The organism is Arthrobacter sp. TmtSoilC77 (genome assembly GCF_059739415.1).
In genome coordinates this window covers 2,350,428-2,370,155 of record NZ_AP046050.1, presented here as the reverse complement: position 1 = coordinate 2,370,155, position 19,728 = coordinate 2,350,428, and the positions used below count along the sequence as shown (strand labels likewise).

General features: G+C 62.3%; 18 protein-coding genes. 17 read left to right on the top strand and 1 reads right to left on the bottom strand.

Features of this window, described 5'->3' with window-relative positions; genetic code table 11:
* The first annotated feature begins 29 nt into the window (after positions 1-29).
* The 11 genes from AC6I99_RS10905 (at position 30) to AC6I99_RS10855 (ending at position 10,149) form a co-directional block, all read left to right on the top strand.
* A complete protein-coding gene (locus AC6I99_RS10905; RefSeq protein ID WP_497945148.1) occupies positions 30-932 on the top strand; it encodes an ABC transporter ATP-binding protein in 903 nt (300 codons plus the stop codon).
* Positions 929-1,693, top strand: a complete 765-nt coding sequence (locus AC6I99_RS10900) for a DUF2705 family protein (protein WP_497945149.1) — start codon at positions 929-931, stop codon at positions 1,691-1,693. The genes AC6I99_RS10905 and AC6I99_RS10900 overlap by 4 nt, the downstream gene beginning before the upstream one ends.
* A gap of 2 nt (positions 1,694-1,695) precedes the next feature.
* Positions 1,696-3,147: a DUF4389 domain-containing protein gene (locus tag AC6I99_RS10895; protein WP_497945150.1), complete on the top strand. Its 1,452-nt coding sequence runs from the start codon at positions 1,696-1,698 to the stop codon at positions 3,145-3,147.
* Complete coding sequence (locus AC6I99_RS10890) at positions 3,144-4,118, top strand: polysaccharide deacetylase family protein (protein ID WP_497945151.1); 975 nt, start codon at positions 3,144-3,146, stop codon at positions 4,116-4,118. Before AC6I99_RS10895 ends, AC6I99_RS10890 begins: the two co-directional genes overlap by 4 nt.
* Before the next feature lie 17 nt (positions 4,119-4,135).
* On the top strand, positions 4,136-6,847 hold the full coding sequence (locus tag AC6I99_RS10885) for an HAD-IC family P-type ATPase (RefSeq protein WP_497945152.1): 2,712 nt from the start codon (positions 4,136-4,138) through the stop codon (positions 6,845-6,847).
* Between the two features lie 9 nt (positions 6,848-6,856).
* Positions 6,857-7,390 (top strand): hypothetical protein, encoded by a 534-nt coding sequence (locus AC6I99_RS10880; RefSeq protein ID WP_497945153.1) that lies wholly within the window; start codon positions 6,857-6,859, stop codon positions 7,388-7,390.
* The gene (locus tag AC6I99_RS10875; RefSeq protein ID WP_497945154.1) at positions 7,365-7,835 is read left to right on the top strand and encodes a pyridoxamine 5'-phosphate oxidase family protein; all 471 of its coding nucleotides are present in this window, start codon (positions 7,365-7,367) and stop codon (positions 7,833-7,835) included. Before AC6I99_RS10880 ends, AC6I99_RS10875 begins: the two co-directional genes overlap by 26 nt.
* Before the next feature lie 77 nt (positions 7,836-7,912).
* The gene (locus AC6I99_RS10870; protein ID WP_497945155.1) at positions 7,913-8,281 is read left to right on the top strand and encodes a DUF5655 domain-containing protein; all 369 of its coding nucleotides are present in this window, start codon (positions 7,913-7,915) and stop codon (positions 8,279-8,281) included.
* 81 nt (positions 8,282-8,362) lie between these two features.
* Positions 8,363-8,851, top strand: coding sequence for a GyrI-like domain-containing protein (locus tag AC6I99_RS10865; RefSeq protein ID WP_497945156.1), 489 nt, complete (start codon positions 8,363-8,365; stop codon positions 8,849-8,851).
* 2 nt (positions 8,852-8,853) lie between these two features.
* Positions 8,854-9,240, top strand: coding sequence for a hypothetical protein (locus tag AC6I99_RS10860; protein ID WP_497945157.1), 387 nt, complete (start codon positions 8,854-8,856; stop codon positions 9,238-9,240).
* Positions 9,241-9,279: 39 nt separating this feature from the next.
* Complete coding sequence (locus tag AC6I99_RS10855) at positions 9,280-10,149, top strand: universal stress protein (RefSeq protein ID WP_497945158.1); 870 nt, start codon at positions 9,280-9,282, stop codon at positions 10,147-10,149.
* 61 nt (positions 10,150-10,210) lie between these two features.
* On the opposite strand, the gene AC6I99_RS10850 is transcribed toward AC6I99_RS10855, so the two are convergent.
* On the bottom strand, positions 10,211-11,233 hold the full coding sequence (locus tag AC6I99_RS10850; RefSeq protein WP_497945159.1) for an AraC family transcriptional regulator: 1,023 nt from the start codon (positions 11,231-11,233) through the stop codon (positions 10,211-10,213).
* Between the two features lie 369 nt (positions 11,234-11,602).
* Here AC6I99_RS10850 and AC6I99_RS10845 point away from each other — a divergent pair, with 369 nt between their 5' ends.
* The 6 genes from AC6I99_RS10845 (at position 11,603) to AC6I99_RS10820 (ending at position 19,722) form a co-directional block, all read left to right on the top strand.
* Positions 11,603-12,397 carry an SDR family oxidoreductase gene (locus AC6I99_RS10845; RefSeq protein WP_497945160.1) on the top strand — a complete coding sequence of 265 codons (795 nt, stop codon included), beginning with the start codon at positions 11,603-11,605 and terminating at the stop codon, positions 12,395-12,397.
* A 110-nt stretch (positions 12,398-12,507) separates the two neighbouring features.
* On the top strand, positions 12,508-13,785 hold the full coding sequence (locus AC6I99_RS10840) for a styrene monooxygenase/indole monooxygenase family protein (RefSeq protein ID WP_497960970.1): 1,278 nt from the start codon (positions 12,508-12,510) through the stop codon (positions 13,783-13,785).
* A 50-nt stretch (positions 13,786-13,835) separates the two neighbouring features.
* Positions 13,836-15,614, top strand: coding sequence for a flavin reductase (locus AC6I99_RS10835; protein ID WP_497945162.1), 1,779 nt, complete (start codon positions 13,836-13,838; stop codon positions 15,612-15,614).
* A gap of 16 nt (positions 15,615-15,630) precedes the next feature.
* Positions 15,631-17,208 carry a phytoene desaturase family protein gene (locus AC6I99_RS10830; protein ID WP_497945163.1) on the top strand — a complete coding sequence of 526 codons (1,578 nt, stop codon included), beginning with the start codon at positions 15,631-15,633 and terminating at the stop codon, positions 17,206-17,208.
* A gap of 28 nt (positions 17,209-17,236) precedes the next feature.
* Positions 17,237-18,049 carry a cyclase family protein gene (locus AC6I99_RS10825; RefSeq protein ID WP_497945164.1) on the top strand — a complete coding sequence of 271 codons (813 nt, stop codon included), beginning with the start codon at positions 17,237-17,239 and terminating at the stop codon, positions 18,047-18,049.
* Positions 18,046-19,722, top strand: a complete 1,677-nt coding sequence (locus AC6I99_RS10820; RefSeq protein WP_497945165.1) for a thiamine pyrophosphate-binding protein — start codon at positions 18,046-18,048, stop codon at positions 19,720-19,722. Before AC6I99_RS10825 ends, AC6I99_RS10820 begins: the two co-directional genes overlap by 4 nt.
* Positions 19,723-19,728: the final 6 nt, after the last annotated feature.

Here is a 19,728-nt window from a genome sequence, read left to right as displayed (position 1 = left end):
GCCCACGTGCTGTGATCGAATGCACGGGCTTGACTAAAGCGTTCGGACGCAACATCGCCCTCGATGCGGTAAACCTGAGCGTGCTCGAAGGGTCGATCTTTGGCTTCCTGGGCCCCAACGGTGCAGGAAAGACCACTCTGCTCCGCATTATGACGGGACTGTCCCACGCTACGTTCGGCGGCCTCCGCGTACTGGGCATGGATGTCGGCGCGGAAGCCCCCCAAGTCCGTCGCGAGGTCGGCTATCTCCCTGATGTTCCGGCCTTCTACGGCTGGATGACGGCTTCCCAAACCCTTCAGCTCGCTGGCCGGCTATGTGGTCTCAAGGGCGGACTGCTGGCCGACCGGGTCCAGGAGTTGTTGGGCTTCATGAGATTGGACGGAAACAACCAGGCAATCGGGAAGTACTCCCGGGGAATGCGTCAACGCCTGGGCGTGGCACAGGCCCTCATCAATTCGCCCAAACTACTTTTGCTGGACGAACCCACCAGCGCACTGGATCCCGGCGGCCGGAGGGAACTCCTGGATTTCATCGGTGGACTGCGAGGGCAGACTACCGTGTTCTTCTCAACGCATATCCTCAGCGATGTGGAGCGTGTTTGCGACTCAGTGGCCATCCTTGACAAGGGCAGGGTCCTCTCCCAGTCCTCCATGGAAGAACTCCGGTCAAGGCACGGACAACAGACAATCGCAGTGGAAGTCAGTACGGGCGCCGAGAGGCTCGCCCAAGCAATCGCCGGAAGGAACTGGAGCATATCGGTGCACCCCGGCCCCCGGGGCGAAATTCTTGCGCGGGTATCGGATGTGGCTGCTGCCCAGCACGAGATTCCCACCATGGTCAGTGACCAGGGCACGGGCCTGGTGCGTTTGGAAAGCACCGAGATCAGTCTGGAAGACATCTTCCTCGAACTCGTTGGAGACCCGGTGCCGTGAACAGCTTTTCAGTCCTCGCCCGCAAGGAAGCCCAGGAGATAGTCCATACGTGGCGCATATGGGTGCTTCCTGCGATGGTGGTCTTCTTTGCCGTCACCGGCCCGCCGCTTGCCCGGATAACTCCTGAGCTCCTGGGATCACTCACCGCCGGGTCGCCGGGGTCGATCAGCCTGCCCCCGGCAACGTTTGCCGACGCGTACGGGCAATGGGTCAAGAATCTGTCCCAGATCATCCTGTTCGCCATCATCATCATGTACGGCGGAATGGTCTCCACCGAGGTCCGCGAAGGCACTGCGGCATTCGTACTCTCCAAGCCTTTGCGGAGACGCACGTTCATCACCGCCAAAGCAGCCGTCCATGGGCTCTTCGTCACCATCGCCATTGGTTTTGGCACCCTGGCTACGTGGCTTGCCACGCTGTTCGTCTTTGGCGAGGCACCCGCCGGCCGGCTTTGGGGTCCGGCGCTTTTGCTCCTCCTCTTCGCCCTCCTGATCCTCGCCTTCATGGAACTCTTTTCGGTCCTGATTCCAGCACCGGCAGGCGCCGCCGGGGCCGGACTTGGCTTGTATGCGCTGTTGGCAGTGGGCGCAGCATGGGATCCGTTGGCGAGCTATTCTCCCGCGGGTGTCCCCGGCCTGGCTGCCGCCATAACAGCGAATCAAGCACATCCTTCGCCGGTCTGGCCTGTGATCACGGGGCTTGCTGCCGCGGTGGCCGCTGTCCTATTGGCCACGTGGGCATTCACGAGGAAAGAACTGTAGACATGCCAAAACCAGCCTCGATAGCGATGCTCGTCGTCGGGATCATTCTGTCAATCTTTGGATTCGCGCTCACCACGGGAGGGGCAGCGGCTGCTCTACTGGCCTCGGGCCAGGGCGACGAAGGCTACTTCAGCTCGCGCACGGAACGCTACACCGTGGCATCGTATGCGTTGGTCTCTCCACAGCTGGATGCCATCGGCGAGGGAACTCCTGAAAGACTCCCCTTTGACGTTGGCACGCTGAGGCTCAGGGCAACGCCGGACAAACCTGATGGCCGGATTTTCATCGGCATTGCGCCCCAAGCCGAAGTTGATGCCTATCTGAAGGGCGTCCACCGTACGGAGCTGCAGGAAGTTAAGTTCCAGCCCTTCCGGCCCGTTTACCGGGACATCCCCGGGTCCTCCACACCGGCCCCACCCACCAGCCAACCCTTGTGGGCAGCCTCCGCTTCCGGACCGGGACGACAGGAACTCACATGGAACATTTCCGCGGGCAGTTGGACCGTGGTTGTCATGAATGCCGACGCAAGCGAGGGCGTTTCCGCCGACCTCCAGGCAGGATTCCGATCAGAGCTGATTAAGCCTGCGGCAACGGGCCTGCTGCTCGCCGGCACACTTGCCCTGGTCCTCGGAGTGCCGCTGCTGGTGGCTGGAGCCGTAGGACTGGGCAGGCACGGCGCCGCCTCTGTGCCGTCGGTCCAGCAAGCCCCCTTCGTGGCCGGGCAACAGCCGGCAGCCGCAGGAACCATCGGCTATCCGGTGCGCTTGTGGGGGTCTGTGGATCCGGCCCTCACACGTTGGATGTGGCTGGTCAAGTGGTTCCTTGCCATTCCACATTTCTTCGTCTTGTTCTTCATCTGGTTTGCATTCGTGGTGACCACCTTTATCGCGTGGTTTGCCATTCTCTTCACCGCCCGATATCCGCAGTCGCTCTTCCAGTTCAACGTGGGCGTCCTCCGGTGGACGTGGCGTGTGGCTTTCTACGTCTACGCCGCCGGCGGCACGGATCAGTACCCGCCCTTCACACTTGCACACGCCAACTACCCTGCCGACCTGGACATCGACTATCCGGCTCGTCTTTCCCGTGGCCTGGTGCTTGTTAAGTCCTGGTTCCTGCTTATCCCGCATTTGCTCATCGTCGGGGCGATCACCGGCACAGCGACGTGGGCGTGGCGTACCCAGGACGGAGCCGCCGGTGTGGTGGGTGACCGCGGCGGAGGACTGTCTTTGCTTGCCCTGCTGGTGCTTATCGCCCTGGTGATCCTGCTGTTCACCGGCAGGTATCCCGAGGCACTATTTGCTTTCATCATGGGCTTGAACAGGTGGGTGTACCGGGTCCTGGCGTATGGCGCGCTCATGCGTGACGAATACCCTCCGTTCCGGCTTGACCAAGGCCCTGATGAGCCGTACGTGGTGCGGCCTCCGGGTCAAAACCAACAGGACGGCTACCCGTGACCGGGAACGACCTGCCGTCACAAGACCTGCCGTCCAGGAGCAAGGCACGACGGCGGATGGTCGCCGTCGTGGTTGTGGCCGCCTTGGCGGTGCTTGCGGCGGGCCTGACGCTGATGATCAGTTTGTGGCCAAATGGATCACCTGGCCCCGCGACGCAGGGTGCATCGCCGGAGACACGTGCGGCAAGTTCCCCCGCCAGTCCCACGCCTCCTGCCACAAACACGACACCAACCACGGAACCATCCCTGGTTCCCCCACCGGAAGTTCCCCCACCGGAACCTGCGCCCACCGTGCCCGGCTCCACCACGGCCACGCCGCCTGCCCTCCCTTTTCCAGAGTGGCTTCGCGGACAGGACCTGACGTCGATTCCAGGAGCAGGAAACCAGATTGCCTTGACCTTCGACGGCGGCGCCAACGCGGCCGGACTTCAAATCATTCTGTCCACGCTGGACCGGGAACATGTCCGGGCGACGTTCTTCCTCACAGGAACCTGGGCAGCGGCGAATCCGGACGGCGTGGCCCGGATAGTGGCGGCCGGGCACCGGCTGGGCAACCATTCGATGACCCACCCTGCCTTCACCCAGCTGACGGACCCGATGATCGCTGACGAAATCGGACGCGCCGAATCAGCGATTGTCGCGGCAGGCGGTGCGCCCCGGCCCTTCTTCAGGTTCCCTTTCGGAGACCGCGACTCCCGGACCATCAACACCGTCAACGGCCTCGGCTATGTGCCTGTGCGCTGGAGCGTCGACACTCTCGGATGGAAGGGAACCAGCGGAGGCATGGCCCGTGAATCCGTAGTCCAACGCGTCTTGGGAGGCCTTCAGCCAGGAGGCATCATCCTCATGCATGTCGGTTCGAATCCTGACGATGGCAGCACGTTGGATGCAGATGCTTTGCCGCTCATTATTGAAGGGACAAGGTCCGCCGGATTCGGTTTCGTCACTCTCGATGCGCTCATGGCCGGCTAGACCAAGGATGCCTCCCGATGAAGAACGGCACCGAGACGGCCCACCATAGCCTGCCCGCCCATGAAGTAGTGCTGCTCCTGGAAGCCGACGCGTTTCACGGCCTCAGGGTGGAGGAAATTGCGGGTCGGAGGCAGGCATATGGGTTGAACGTGCTCCCGCGCGCTGCCCGGAGCGGGCTTCTGCGTTCCGCGGGCCACCAGTTCAACAATCCCCTGGTCTATGTACTGATTGCTGCGGCCATCGTGACCATGGTGCTCGGTGAGTATGTGGACACCGGAGTCATTGTTGGTGTTGTGATCGTCAATGTCGTGATCGGACTCATCCAGGAAGTCCGTGCAGAGGCCGCGTTGGAGGCGTTGCGCTCACTTGTTCCGACTAGCAGCGTCGTAGTCAGAGGGGGTAACCGGATAGAGGTCCCCTCCGAATATCTGGTACCGGGAGACCTCGTATTGGTGGAAGCAGGCGACAAGGTCCCCGCGGACATCCGGCTTGTACGTACTTCCGGGCTACGGGTTGACGAGTCCGCCCTGACAGGGGAATCCGAAGCTGTGAGCAAGGATGAAATCGTCCTGCCGCTCACCACTCCCGTGGCCGACCGCCGCAACATGCTCTACGGAGGCACCCTGGTCACCGTAGGCGCCGGCGCTGGAATCGTCGTCGCCATTGCCGCAGAGACGGAACTCGGGGAGATCCAGCGGCTCATGGGGGCAGTCACTCCGGCTTCCACTCCCCTTACCAACAAACTGGCCTCGTTCAGCATGACACTCACTGTGGCAATCCTCGCGTTGGCCGCAGTTGCTTTCATCATTGGGGTGGGCCGGGGCCAGCATCCGGCCGGAATGTTTACGGCCGCGGTTGCCCTGGCGGTCGGTGCCATACCTGAAGGCCTGCCGGCTGCCGTTTCCGTGACGCTGGCCATTGGAGTGAGGAGGATGGCACGCAGACGCGCCGTGGTCCGGCGGCTTCCTGTCGTGGAGACCCTGGGGAGCACCACGGTGATCTGCTCGGACAAGACGGGCACCTTCACTGAAAACCAGATGACTGTGACCGCGATCAGGACCCCCGCCTGCTGCTACGAGGTCACAGGAACCGGATACGGTCCCGAAGGTGCCATTGGGCCTGTTTCCCCTGGGCACACCGCGGGTACTGCCACCGCGGGTGACGTTGCGCTGCAGTGGTGCCTTGTAGCCGGTGCCGTCTGCAACGATTCCACCGTCTTCCAGGAAGATGGCCAGTGGCATGTACGGGGTGACCCTACAGAAGCCGCCATGATCGTGGTTTCGGGCAAGGACGGCGTGGACATCCCGCGCTTCGTTTCCCGGAATCCCCGGCAGGGCATCATCCCGTTCACCCACGAACGCCAATACATGGCAAGCTTCCACAAGGACGCTGGCGGGGAATCGCATGGCCTGCTCCTTGTCAAAGGAAGCCTCGAACGTGTTTTGGAACTCTCCTCCAGCCAAATGGGCGCTGACGGCTGCTCCCAGCCGCTCGACGTCCGGACCATCGGCCAGGCTGCTGAGGAACTTGCCGGGCGCGGCCTGCGAATACTCGCAACAGCCATGAAACGCCTGCCCGAAAACGCGGCAATCGACGCTGCACCGCCGCTTAAAGGACTCGTGTTTACTGGCTTTCAGGCGATGTACGATCCTCCGCGGGCGGCAGTTGCAGGCGCTGTACGGTCCTGCCTGGACGCAGGCATCGCCGTCAAAATGATCACCGGGGACCACCTCGGAACGGCCACCGCGATCGCCGCAGCCGTTGGTCTTGACGGCGGAAGTACCGCCGCCACAGCCCTTTCGGGCACCGACCTTGAAGGCATGGGTGAGGATGAACTAATGGCCGCCGTCAACAAGGCATCAGTTTTTGCGAGGGTGTCGCCGGAGCTGAAGCTGCGCCTTATCGATGCGCTGCAAAACAAAGGCCACATCGTCGCCATGACAGGCGACGGCGTCAACGACGCACCGGCACTTCGCCAAGCCAACGTCGGCATCGCCATGGGTCATTCCGGAACAGAGGTAGCCAAGGAGGCATCGGACATTGTACTGACCGATGATAATTTCGCGACCATCGAAGCCGCGGTCGAGGAAGGCCGGAACGTTTTCGACAATTTGGTTAAGTTCATTGTCTGGACGCTTCCGACGAATATGGGAGAAGGCATGGTCATTCTGGTGGCCATCGTCCTCGGACTGACCCTGCCTATCCTGCCCACGCAGATTTTGTGGATCAACATGACGACGGCTGTTGCCCTCGGCCTCATGCTCGCCTTCGAGCCCAAGGAGCCCGGCCTCATGTCCAGGCCGCCCCGGGATCCCCGCCAGTCCCTGCTGACCTGGACGCTTACGCTCCGCGTCCTGCTTGTCTCGATTCTCCTTGTTGGTGGTACCTGGTGGATCTTCGAATACGAATCAGGCCAAGGATCCACGCTTGAGGAAGCGCGGACTTCAGCCGTCAATCTCTTTGTCATGGTGGAGCTTTTTTACCTGTTCAGCTGCAGGTCCCTGACCCGTTCCGTGTGGAAGCTCCGCCCGTTCAGCAACCCTTGGCTTGTGGTCGGTGTCCTCATCCAAGCAGCCGGACAGGCCGCCATGACCTACTTGCCGTCCATGAACGCCGTGTTCCACACCGCTCCATTGTCAGCAGAAGCTTGGCTGCGCATTCTAGGCGTTGCCATGGTGGCTGCTCTGGCGGTGGCATTGGACAAGCACTTTCGCCACAACATCATTTAGGAGGAAGACATGACCTTTGTGCTGCTTCTGATCATCCTCGGCTTCGTCGCCACGACTTCCATAGCTGGTGGCCTCACCATGGTCCTTGGATCCTGGCCGGGCCCGGAACGCCTCGGACTGCCAGCGGAGATACAACTGCCTGTTGAGTACCTGGAGGGCTCGCTTTTCAGCAACTATCTGGTTCCCGGAATCTTGCTGGCATGCGTTGTGGGAGGCCTCCATACGGCAGCATTCGTCCTGCTCCTCAGGCGGAGCCGCTTGGCCGGTCTTGTAACCACCACCGCTGCCTATTCCATACTGGTATGGATCTTCGTACAGATGTCCCTGATCCCGTTCAGCGCGTTGCAGGCCGTCTACTTCGGTGTGGGCCTGGCAGAACTGGGGCTGCTGTTGCTTCTGCTCGGTGTCATGCCCCCAATTGGTCGGCAGCACGCTTCACGGCGAGTGGCAGCGAACCGATCGCACGACGGGACTTTGGGCCCTGTTAGGCACAATCGAGCCGCCGTAGGATCGCCGCATGACCGACAAGAACATAGTGCCTGAGGCAGAAGTACTCGAAGCCGACGATTGCTGGAGGCTCCTTGGCGAAACGAACGTTGGGCGACTCTCCGTGATTGTGGACGGCCACCCGGACATCTTTCCGGTGAATTATGCCGTGGACAACCGGACGATCGTCTTCCGGACGGGCATGGGAACCAAGCAGCAGGCTATTGAAGACAACTCCGTTGTTGCCCTTGAAGCCGACTCGGTGAGTGCCGAATTCGGTATGGCCTGGAGCGTGGTGGTGAAAGGCGCAGCCGGCGAGGCCGGTCCGGGCGGTCCCACCTTGGATGAAGTCAAACGTTCCCTCTTCCCGTGGCAAGGCGTTGGCCAAGACCTTCTGTACCGGGTAGTCCCCCAATCCGTCACCGGCAGGCGCTTTGATCTCTCGGCTCCCATGTCCCTGCAAACTCCGCTGGACGACGCCACGCGCGCAGGCTTGGAGTAAGTCCGGCCGTCGCAGCCAAAGACGGCGGTGATGGCACTGGGCGCCAGATTGCTGCCTCGAAGCCCCGGCCGGGCGTTGTGAGCCTCACTCCGCCACCCGATGCTGTGGCCTTTTTCGATGGGTCACCCGAAGGACTGGCGATCTGCAACGCGGTCTTCAGCGCGATCTCCGGCCTCGGGCCGATATCGGTCCGCGTTTCCAAGAGCCAGATCGCCATCCGACGCCGGCATGGTTTCGCCTTCCTTTGGCGCCCGGGCAAGTACGTGAAGTCAACGGTTCCTGTCGTCTTGTCGTTGGCTTTGCCGTATGAGCTCGGATCCCGCAGGTTCAAGCAGGTAGTCCACCCGGCCCCCTCGGTGTGGGTTCATCATCTGGAACTTCGGGATCCTGGGATGGTTGATGAGGAAGTGGCGCAGTGGCTGCAGGTGGCCTTTGATGCTGCCTAAAGCCGGTCCGGTCGTCCCCTTCCTACGTTTTAGAGTCGTTCGGCCCTGTCGGTTGCGGGATGATCAGGGAAATCTGGAGGCATGAGCACCATCGACCTGGAACCCAGACTGATTAAGACGTCCGAGCAGCCCACCGCGGTGGTCCGCGACCGCGTGCCAATGGCCAACCTGACAGAGTTCTTCGGCCGTGCCTTAGGTACAGTCATGGCCGCCGCCCAGGCCCAGCACGCCAGCCCCACAGGCCCACCGTTTGCCCTCTACCACGGCATGCCTACCGACACCGTGGACGTTGAGGCAGGGTTTCCTGTTACCCCGAACTTCTCCGCAGGCGGGGACGTCATCAGTGGCCGACTGCCGGCTTCGGACGCGTTCGAGGCCGTCCACAAAGGACCCTATGACACTTTGGAAAGGACATACGCCCTTATCCTTGAGCGAATGAGCGCGGAAGGAATGACCCCCTCCGACACAATGTGGGAGTTCTACCTGAGTGATCCGGAAAAGGAACCGGACCCCGGCAAGTGGCAGACGCGCGTCGTCTGGCCCGTAGTCGGAGCAGTGCAGGCAGTCTGACCATGCCGGCCCGACACGACAATCCACGCAAGCGCGACCGTGGCCTTTATCAAGGTCACCGGGCCGACGGTCATCAGCGAGGCGCCAAAGGCACCGGGAAACTGCAGATGGTGGTCAAGTTGGAGCCGGACTATCCGGCTGCCTGCCTCATTGTCCGTGGTCACATCTCCAGCCAGAACATCCCGGTCATCTTTGCCGTAGTGCGCCGGGTCAACACGGCCGTTCCCGGCGTCGACATCTCCGTGGATCTCAGCCTTGCCAGCATAACCACCGAGGCTCTTGGCCAGCTCAAGGAGGTCTCCAGGAACGGCATGCTTCCCCTTGCGGCGGACCTGGCCAGGGTTCCCTGCCACGTTCGGATCCTGGAATCCTCACGCCAAATGGCCTGAACGCCACACACTGCAACTTGACGAAAGCAGGCAACAACAATGAGCAACGACCACACCATCGCCGTCGGCGTAAAGGACTCTACCCAAAGTGAGGCCGCCCTGATTTGGGCTGGTCGACGTGCCGAAAAACAGCATGCGCCGCTTGCAATCCTCCATGTCCTGGATGACCGTTGGCTGGTTGAGCCCGCTTCGTGGCGGCGTTCCCTCGCCCAATCCGGCGAAAAGCTCCTGCAAGCAGCTGAGGCACGTGTCATGCAGCGTTTCCACGTCAAGTCCACCACCGAACTGCTCAACGGCAGTGTGGCAGCGGCCCTTGGTGAGTACGCCCGGAAGACGTCTTTGATGGTGATCGGATCCGGCAGCCCCCACCTTGGCGGCTCAATGACAGACCGGGCCCTGCAAATAGCCGGCGCTTCGGCCGGCCCGGTGGCCGTGGTCGGGACGGCAAACGACGAAGAGGACAGGCACGGAATCGTGGTTGGCGTGGACGGTTCGGAACTCTCCCTCAGAGCCGTTGCCTTCGCGGCTGCCGAAGCGGACCGCGAGGGCCAGGAACTCACAGCACTTCATGCGTACAACGCCCCTGATCCGGTCACGGATGCCGGTTTGGCGCCAGCGGAACTCAGGCAGTTGATCAGCGAACAGGAGCGCATTGTTCTGTCTGAGACGGTTGCCGGACTCAGCAACTCCTATCCCGACCTGACCATCAAGAGGGTTTCGGAGCCGCACAAGGAACCGGTGCGGGCTTTGGTGGAGACAGCCGCCAACGCAAGGCTGCTCGTGGTGGGGAGCCGGGGACGCGGAGGTTTCGCCCGTCTGCTGCTTGGCTCGACGGTCCATGGCGTTCTGACTCATTTGCCATGCCCCACCATCGTCATCCCGCCGGACAACACTCCGGAGATGGACTAGCCTGCGCTTCTCCATCCTCCCACCTGCAACCGACGGTGCAGCAGCGCCGCGAAGGTCTCTGCTACCGGCGAAGGCTCTCCGAGGGCAACTCGCCGAACGTGTCCAGGTACAGCGCCGAGAAGCGCCCTTGGTGTGAGAAACCGCAGCGCTCGGCGATCGAAACAATGGTCTCCTGTCCAGGGGCAGCAGCGAGAAGCAGTTCCCGGGCCCGGTCCAGGCGCACCCTCCTCAACAACTCCGACGGCGTTGCCCCAACTTCGGAGCGAAGAGCCAGCTGCAGGGTACGCACCGACACTCCCAGGTTCTCCGCGATGTCCGGAACCGCCAGGTCCTCAGAGGCATGCCGTTCCAGCAGTTCGCGGAACTGGCGGATCAACCGGCTCTCGGCGGCAGGGCTGGAGCGATCAGCCTCCGTCACAGGATTCATGGCCAAGAGCAGTCGTGAAACCATCGTGTCCGCGAGTAGCTTCTGGACGAACCCTGGAGCTGTCTTTTGCTGCTGGCTGATCATGTCGTCGTGGAGTTCAACGACGGACCTCAAGAACGCCCGGCCGGCCGAGCCCGTGAGGTCCATCGCGTAGCCGAGCTTCACGCCCTTCTCCGGGTCTGCGCCCGGATCATTGCTGCGCAAGTCTTTACCCTGCGGATCCCCGCCGTAGAGCTGGGCTGCAACGGAGGCAAGGGCGAGGCGGCTCACGTAGACAATCAGATGCGGGGTTCCGCGATCCCACGTCATGGTGAACGGGCGGTCGATCGGCGGAACTGTCGCGGTTTTGGGGCTCGAGTCCACCGACGATGAGCCCACATCCATGTGCGCGTGGCCAGCGAGGGGAATCTGGATCAGGTGGAAGTTCTCCAGGCCTTCCGGACTGATCCGGACGTCCGCACCGTAGTCGAGGAATTCGATGCCGACATCACCGCGATGCAACGAGCGCAGCTTCATGTCCACGGACGTCCCCCGGGTCTGCGGAACGAGGTCGTGACCGCAGAACAGATCGGCGATTTTCTGGTGCGCATCATCGACATCGGTCGTGGTCACTGTGGGCAAACCCCGGAGGACATCACGGGGAAGGATCCTCACCATTGCGCGTTCCTTCCCCGGTTTTCGTTTTTCGGATGAGCCCTGCGCCAAGCGGATAGACCCGTTTTTCGCCTGTGAATAGAGTCGCTCTTAGAACAAGTATGACGCACGTCATAGAAACGCAGCAACGAAACCGATGGAAGGGGTGAGCAGAGATGAAGAACGTCAAGCTGGTGCATGACCGCCGAATCGAGTGGGAACGGACTCATCCGAAGCCCGCGCCCAAGCCCACTGTCAAATAGGTCCAGGCCGACTGTCCAATAGTCCTGGCTCGGTCAAATAGGCAGTGAAACGGGCCCTCCGTCGGCAATGACGAGCGTCATGCGTACGTAAGACTTTCCACCTCACAGATTCACTACGAAAGGTTTGGCCATGTCAGAACTCTCGGGCAGGACCGCTGTCGTCACCGGCGGCGTCACCAAGATCGGCCAAGGCGTCGCCATGGCGTTGCGCGATGCCGGTGCCACCGTCGTGGTCGCCGACATCGACGCCGACGGCGGTGCCCAGCTCCACACGTTGGGAAGCGGCATCAGCTTTTCACTCACTGACATCACGGATGACGTAGCCATTGCGCGGCTTATGGACGATACGGCGGCCTCGCACGGGGGTATCGACATCCTCGTCAACCTTGCCTGCACTTACAAGGATGACGGTGCGGCTTCGGACAGGAACGATTGGCTTCAGGCACTGAACGTCAATGTGGTGAGCGCCGTCATGGCAAGCAACGCGGCGCGCCCCTACCTCAAGGCATCCCAGCGCGGAGCCATCATCAACTTCACCTCGATTTCGAGTTCCGTTGCCCAGACAGGCCGGTGGCTCTACCCCGCGGGCAAGGCCGCCCTGGTCCAGCTGACCCGGAGCATGGCCGTAGATCTTGCCGACGACGGCATTCGCGTCAATTCGGTCAGCCCTGGATGGGTGTGGAGCAACATCATGGACACCCTGTCCGGCGGCGACATTGACAAGACAGACTCGGTAGCAGCCCCGTTCCATGCCCTGAAGCGGGTGGGCCGGCCCGAGGAGATCGGAGCCGTGGTCGCTTTCCTCGCCGGCGACGCCGCAAGCTTCGTGACAGGAGCTGATTGGGCCGTCGACGGCGGCTACTCCGCATTGGGGCCCGAGCGCGCCGAAGAAGCCATCCCATTACTCGCCGCTGAAAAGAGGTGACGACACATGAATGACATCAAGCTCGTGCACATCGGCCTTCCCGGCTGGGAACAAACCCATCCCGAACGAACGCCGAGGCCCGGCCAAATATCTTCCCCCATCATTTACGGATGCAGAGACTGCAGAAAGACAAGGTCAACACTATGACACAGCGCCACATCACCATCGTCGGAGCAGGGCAATCGGGCCTGCAACTTGGCATCGGCTTGCTCAAGGCAGGATTTGCGGTCACCACGATCTCCAACCGCACCGCTGAAGAAATCCACGAGGGAAAAGTCTCCTCCAGCCAGTGCATCTTCCACGATGCCCTTGAACACGAGAGGGCGCTTGGGTTGGACTTCTGGCCAGAAGCCCCCACCGTGGACGGAATATCGTTCACGATCCCCCATCCTGAAGTTCCTGGTGAGAAGGCCATCAGCTGGGCATCCCGCCTGGATAACCCGGCCAAGTCCATTGACCAGCGGGTCAAATTCCCGCGGTTCATGGAAGAGTTCGTGGCGCAGGGAGGCGAGCTCGTGTTCGAGGACGCCGGCGTGGAAGAACTGGAACGCTACTCGCTTAACTCCGATTTGGTGATTGTGGCAGCCGGCAAGGGAGAAATTGCGCAGCTCTTCACCCGGGATGCCCAGCGCAGCGCCTACGACGCACCCCAACGCGCTTTGGCGCTGACGTACGTCACTGGAATGGAGCCCAGAGCAGAACATTCGGCAGTTTCCTTCAACCTGATTCCAGGGGTGGGCGAATATTTTGCCTTCCCTGCGCTCACCACCACTGGTCCCTGCGAAATCATGGTTTTCGAGGGCATCCCGGGCGGACCCATGGATTGCTGGAAGGGCCTGACTCCCGCGGAACACTTGGAGACGTCCAAAAACATCCTGAAGCAGTACTTGCCGTGGGAAGCCAGCCGGGCAGCCGACGTCGAGCTGACCGACCCCAACGGGTTCCTGCAGGGCCGGTTCGCACCCACTGTCCGCCATCCCATCGCCACGCTCCCCAGCGGCAGGAAGGTCCTGGGACTCGCCGACGTCGTTGTCCTGAACGACCCCATCACCGGACAGGGCTCCAACAACGCCAGCAAGTGCGCGGCTTCCTACTTGCAGAGCATCGCGGCGCACGGCGAAGGTGCCTTCGACGCAGCGTTTATGCAGGCCACTTTCGAAGAGTATTGGAACTACGCCCAGCACGTAGCACAGTGGACGAATGCGCTGCTGGCTCCGCCGCCCCCGCATGTCCTTTCGCTACTGGGAGCGGCCGGCCAGTCGGCCGAAATCGCCCACCGCTTCGCCAACGGATTCAACAACCCGCCGGACTTCCAGGAATGGTTCATGGACCCGGATAAGGCGGCCGCATACCTTGCAAGCGCGGGCTCCGCCGTACCCGCGACCTGATAGTCGTTCCACTTCCCCTGGCAACAACGTTCCTCGAAGGAAAACCAGACATGCGAAAGATCGCAATTATCGGAGCCGGCGAATCCGGCGCTCAACTGGCCTTGGGCCTGCAGCGGGAGGGGTATGAAGTCACGCTGTTCTCGGACCGTTCGGCCGCCCAAATCCGCACCGGCAAGGTTATGTCCAGCCAATGCATGTTCCCCACGGCCCTCGCCGCCGAAGCACAGCTGAGTTCGGCCCTGACCAGGCTTTATGACGATGAAGCCGTGCCCGGGATCAGCGCTATCCAATTACGTGTGGAAGGCGAACCCGGCTTCGGCGCCATCGAGTGGGAGGCGCCCCTTGAGGGAACCGCCCACTCGGTGGATCAGCGGATCAAGAGTGCTGCCTGGATCGAGGCCTTTGTGGCTGGCGGCGGTGATTTCCGTATAGAGAAAGTCACGCCGCGCATGCTCGAGCAGCTCGCACGGGACTACGAACTGGTTATCGTCAGCACCGGAAAGGGAGAGATCGCCCAGATCTTCCCCAAGGACAGGTCCAAGTCCCCGTTTGACCGGCCGCAAAGAGTCCTCGCCCTGAACTATGTCTGCCTCGATACAGCCTCTCTCGATACAGCCTCTCTCGATGCATCCACCACCGAACCGGCCGATCAGCCCAGCGACAGCATCCGCATGTCCGTAGTCCCCGGCGTCGGGGAATTCTTCACCTTTCCCGGACTCACCGTGTCCGGGCCATGCCAGATGATGGTCTTTGAAGGCGTCGTGGGCGGCCCGATGGATAAGTGGACCGACGTCACGAGTCCGGAGGAACAGCTGAGTCGATCTCTGGAAATCCTGGAAGAGTATTTTCCCCACGAGGCGAAGAACTTCGCCAACGCAAGGCTCACCGACGAGGGCGCAACACTCCTGGGACGGATCACCCCGACGGTTCGCTCAGCAGTGGGTGAGCTGGGCAACGGCAACCTGGTCTTCGGCCTGGGCGACGCCGTCCTGCTCAACGATCCCCTCACCGGCCAGGGGTCCAACAACGCGACGCTGGCCGCCAAGTACTACCTGGATTCCATCGTGAGGAGAGGCCAGCAACCCTTTGACAAGCAATGGATGGAACGCACCTTTGACGAGTTCTGGCGGGGCTGGGGCCAGTGGGCGGTGGCATGGACAAATGACATGCTCAAACCCCGGCGGGAACACCAGCAGACTGTCCTGGCCGAGGCCGCCGACCACCCGGCCCTGGCCGCAAGCATCGCTGCAGGATTCGATGATCCCCGCACGTTCTACCCATGGTGGTTCGATCCCGCAGCTGCCGCCGAGTTCATGCAGGCACGCAAGGACGAAGATTCGTCGGCTTTTGACCTGAGGGACTTCCGCGGCGCCCTGGGACAATTCGCCACCGGCGTCACGGTGGTCACCACCCTCGGAACCGACGGCCGGAAAGTAGGCATGACTGCCAACTCCTTCACGTCCGTTTCCATGGAACCTCCACTGGTGTTGTGGTGCCCCAGCAAACGGGCTCCGAGCCTGGCGGACTTCGAGGACGCCACGCACTTTGCCATCAACATCCTGGCCAGCGACCAGCACGTACTCTCGCGCCAGTTCGCAACACCGGCCACAGACAAATTCGCCGGCGCGGAAACCACGGAAGGAATCGCCGGGATCCCGTTGCTGGACGGCGCCGTCGCCACGTTCCAGTGCCGGACCGTCTCACGACACGATGCCGGAGACCACGTCATATACGTAGGCGAAGTGGAGAAGTACGAGAATGCTGGAGGGGCGCCCCTGGTGTTCCACAGCGGCAAGTACCACGCCGCGACCAACCACCCGGACTTCTGAGATGACGGCGTCCTCCATGACGGACTCGACCGATATTGCCATCATTGGTTCGGGGATCAACTCCCTGGTAGCTGCCGCGGAACTTGCCATGGCCGGGAAGCGCGTCTGCCTCATTGAGCGGGCTGGCAGGCTGGGCGGCTTCATCCATTCAGCGGAACGAACGCTGCCCGGGTTCATCCATGATTCCTTCTCTTCCTGGCACCCCCTGTTCGTTTCCGGAGGGGCATACCAGGCTTTGGGAAGCGAGCTCCATGCGAGGGGATTGAAATACTGCAATTCCGACGGCGCGGTGACCGCCAGCGTGGCAGCCGATCCAAAGACAGGGCAGCACAGAACGGTCGTGGCCCACCGCGATCCAGAGGTCACTGCAGCCGCTTTGCAGGCAAACGGAGACGACGGCGCCTACCTGGCGATGCTGGAGGACCTTGGCCGCAATGCCGGGACCATTTTCGGTGCGTTCGGTGCTGAACTGCGGTCTTTCAGGGAGGTCCTGACGATCGCCGCGGGCGCCCTGCGGCGAGGCAAGGTCAAGGGCACCGAAGCATTCGTCCGCGATTCGGTGATGAGTGGCCGCAACTACCTCCGCAGCCGCTTCAATGGATGGCAAACCGACCAGCTGTGGTCCCCTTGGCTCCTTCACGCAGGCCTCGGCCCGGACCAAGCGACCGGCGGCGTCATGCTTCCGGTCATGGCCTTGAGCATGCACAGCTTTGGCCTCCCTGTCGTGAAAGGCGGAGCCTCGAACTTCATCGCTGCGTTTGAGGCCCTCCTGAGGGATAAAGGCGTCCGGATCATGCTGGACACAGAAGCCGAGGAAATCCTGGTCGATTCCAAAGGTGCAACGGGAGTGAAAACCTCCAATGGCCTGGTCAGCGCACGGACCGTCCTGGCCAATGTGTCGCCCCAGGCCTTGTATTCCAAACTGTTGCGTCAACCACCAGCGGGCTTGGCCGAAGCAGCCGCACGTTACCAGAACGGCCGCGGAGCCATGCAGATCCACCTGGCCTTGGACAAACCGGTCAAATGGCTCGATCCCCGTTTGGATTCCGTACCCTTGGTTCACTTGAGCAACGGTTCGGACAGTACCGCAATTGCTTGCGCCCAAGCCGAGGCGGGGCTGTTGCCTACGGAACCTACCGTCGTCGTCGGTCAACAGTGCGTCCTGGATCCTACCCGGGCCCCCGCAGGCAAAGCGACACTATGGCTCCAGCTACAGGAAGTGCCCTTCTCGCCGGTGGCGGATGCCGCAGGCGCGCTCGCCGTGGACGGCGGCTGGACACAGGAACTTAAGGAACGGTACATGGAACGTGTCCTGAGCAGGCTCGAACAATTCGCGCCCGGCACCAGGGCGTCCGTCCTGGGCTGGGACATCCTGGCACCAACCGATCTGGCTGCGGAAAACCCCAATGCCGTCAACGGCGATCCGTACGGCGGATCCGCGGAAATCTTCCAGAACCTGCTCTGGCGGCCCTTCCCCCAGGCCGCAAACCACAAGACCACCGTCAAGGGCTTGTGGCACATTGGCGCGTCCACCCACCCCGGCCCCGGACTGTCCGGCGGGTCGGGGCATTTGGTGGCCCGGAAACTGAAATGAACCCACACATCAATCCGACAGGAGAACAATGTCTGTTCTAAGTGAACTCACCGCAGCCTTGTCATCCGGCGCCATCGACGTCGTCGACCTCACCACGCCGCTCAGCGGTGACACTCCCATCCTGAATCTGCCCCAACCCCTGGCCAACACGGTTGGACTCTCGCTGACTCCCGTCAGCAATTTCGACGACGCCGGACCGGCCTGGGCGTGGAACGACGTCACGGTGGGCGAACACGCCGGGACGCACCTGGACGCTCCCGTCCACTGGATCACGGGCAAGGACGGGAAGTCCGTTGACCGGATCGAGCCGCACCGCCTGGTGGGGCCGGCCGTGGTGATTGACAAGACCGCCGAAGCTGCACGAGACGCCGATTTCCTGCTGGAGCCCGAACACTTCGAGCAGTGGCAGCAGGAGCATGGCCCTTTCCCGGAAAACTGCTGGGTCATCTTCCGCACCGGCTGGTCCGCACGCGGCGGTAACGCCTCGGACTTCATGAACGCTGACGACGCCGGCCCCCACACCCCGGGGGTCTCCGCGGCCGGCGCCAAATGGCTCGCCGGCAATGCCTCCATCAGCGGCTTCGGCGTGGAAACGGTGGGCATCGACGCCGGCCAGGCCGCCACGCTGGACCCTATGTTCCCCGTCCATTCGTTCCTGCTCGGCGCTGACAAATATGGCGTGACGTCGCTGCGGAACGTTGACCGCCTCCCGGTCACCGGCGCGACGCTGGTGGTTGCACCCCTTCCTATCGTTGGCGGGACGGGCAGCCCCAGCCGCGTTTATGCTCTGGTTGACAGCTCAGCAAATACGGCAAGCACGGCATCGGAGCCGGGCGCATGAGCGAGCAGGCAAGGGTCTCTACCTTGGTGGGCCGGACACTGGCAAAGCTGGGAGTCGGGCACGTCTTCGGGGTGGTGGGCAGCGGCAATTTCGACGTCACCAGCACCATGATGAACGCCGGTGTACCCTACACCGCGGCCCGCCATGAGGGCGGCGCTGCCACCATGGCCGATGCCTACTCCAGGATGTCGGGCAAGGTGGGCGTGGTGACCACACACCAAGGATGTGGCCTGACCAACGCGATCACCGGCGTCGGAGAGGCTGCCAAGAGCCGCACCCCCATGATCGTGCTGACGGCCGATACGCAGGCTGCAGCCATCCGGTCCAACTTCAAGATCGACCAGGATGCTCTGGCGCGCAGCGTCGGGGCCGTGGCAGAACGGATCCACTCCCCCGAAACGGCCGTAGCGGATACCGTCCGGGCCTTCCGAACGGCGGTGAACGAGCGCAGGACCGTGGTGCTCAGCTTGCCTTTGGATATCCAAAGCGGAACCGCCGCAGACACGGTGGGTACCGTCGTCGTGCCTGTGCCGGCGCGGCTTCGTCCGGATACCGGTGCAGTGAACCAGCTGGTAGAGCTGATCTCGAATGCGAAACGCCCCGTGTTCGTCGCAGGCCGCGGTGGCCGGGGCGCCCGGGATTCCATCCTGGCCCTGGCCCGGCACGCCGGGGCGCTGGTGGCGACCTCGGCCGTGGCCAATGGGCTGTTCAACGGCGATTCGCATAATTTGGGCATCTCCGGCGGATTCTCCTCCCCTTTGACCGCGGAGCTCATTACCTCAGCGGACCTGATTATCGGGTGGGGTTGCACGCTGAATATGTGGACTATGCGGCACGGCAGGCTCATCTCTGCCGGAACAAAAGTAGTCCAGATCGACGTCGAAGACTCCTCCTTGGGCGCCAACAGGACCATCACACTGGGCGTGCTGGGCGATTCCGCCCTCACCGCGGAGGACGCCCTGGAAGTCCTCAAGACGATCCAGCCTGCCGCGGCTGAAAAGTACCGTACCGAGCAGAACGCCGTCGCCATCAAACAGAGTGCACGGTGGCGGGACGTGGAGACTCCGGACCTGGGCACTTCGACGTCCATCGATCCCCGGGTGATCAGCCGGGAACTGGATACAATCCTTCCGGCAGACAGAATCGTCGCAGTGGATTCGGGCAACTTCATGGGCTACCCCAGCCAGTACCTGGCGGTGCCGGACGAATTCGGATTCTGTTTCACCCAAGCGTTCCAGGCGATCGGCATTGGCCTCTACACGGCAATCGGCGCTGCAATGGCGCAACCACAGCGGCTGCCCGTCCTGGGTGCCGGAGACGGTGGTTTCCTGATGGGCATCAGCGAACTGGAGACCGCCGTCCGGCTGAAGCTGCCGCTGGTTTGCATCGTCTACAACGATGCTGCGTACGGCGCTGAGGTGCATCACTTCGCTGAGCATCACGCCCAGGAAGAACTGGGGAGTGTCTCGTTCCCGGAGACCGATATTGCGGCCATCGCCAGGGGATTTGGGGCCGACGGCGTGACAGTCAGGACTCTGGAGGACCTTCAGCCAGTGCGGGAATGGGTTGCCGCCTTCCGTGACGGCGGACAGGACCGGCCCTTGGTGATCGATGCCAAGATCGCCTCGGACGGTGGTTCCTGGTGGCTGGCGGAGGCCTTCCAAGGACACTAATTCCGG

Coding starts and splice junctions, on each gene's coding strand:
- AC6I99_RS10825 (WP_497945164.1), top strand. CDS start 17,237: ATGTCTGTTCTAAGTGAACTCACCGCAGCCTTGTCATCCGGCGCCATC.
- AC6I99_RS10835 (WP_497945162.1), top strand. CDS start 13,836: ATGCGAAAGATCGCAATTATCGGAGCCGGCGAATCCGGCGCTCAACTG.
- AC6I99_RS10845 (WP_497945160.1), top strand. CDS start 11,603: ATGTCAGAACTCTCGGGCAGGACCGCTGTCGTCACCGGCGGCGTCACC.
- AC6I99_RS10880 (WP_497945153.1), top strand. CDS start 6,857: ATGACCTTTGTGCTGCTTCTGATCATCCTCGGCTTCGTCGCCACGACT.
- AC6I99_RS10865 (WP_497945156.1), top strand. CDS start 8,363: ATGAGCACCATCGACCTGGAACCCAGACTGATTAAGACGTCCGAGCAG.
- AC6I99_RS10860 (WP_497945157.1), top strand. CDS start 8,854: ATGCCGGCCCGACACGACAATCCACGCAAGCGCGACCGTGGCCTTTAT.
- AC6I99_RS10885 (WP_497945152.1), top strand. CDS start 4,136: ATGAAGAACGGCACCGAGACGGCCCACCATAGCCTGCCCGCCCATGAA.
- AC6I99_RS10850 (WP_497945159.1), bottom strand. CDS start 11,233: ATGGTGAGGATCCTTCCCCGTGATGTCCTCCGGGGTTTGCCCACAGTG.
- AC6I99_RS10830 (WP_497945163.1), top strand. CDS start 15,631: ATGACGGACTCGACCGATATTGCCATCATTGGTTCGGGGATCAACTCC.
- AC6I99_RS10855 (WP_497945158.1), top strand. CDS start 9,280: ATGAGCAACGACCACACCATCGCCGTCGGCGTAAAGGACTCTACCCAA.
- AC6I99_RS10820 (WP_497945165.1), top strand. CDS start 18,046: ATGAGCGAGCAGGCAAGGGTCTCTACCTTGGTGGGCCGGACACTGGCA.
- AC6I99_RS10840 (WP_497960970.1), top strand. CDS start 12,508: ATGCAGAGACTGCAGAAAGACAAGGTCAACACTATGACACAGCGCCAC.
- AC6I99_RS10895 (WP_497945150.1), top strand. CDS start 1,696: ATGCCAAAACCAGCCTCGATAGCGATGCTCGTCGTCGGGATCATTCTG.
- AC6I99_RS10875 (WP_497945154.1), top strand. CDS start 7,365: ATGACCGACAAGAACATAGTGCCTGAGGCAGAAGTACTCGAAGCCGAC.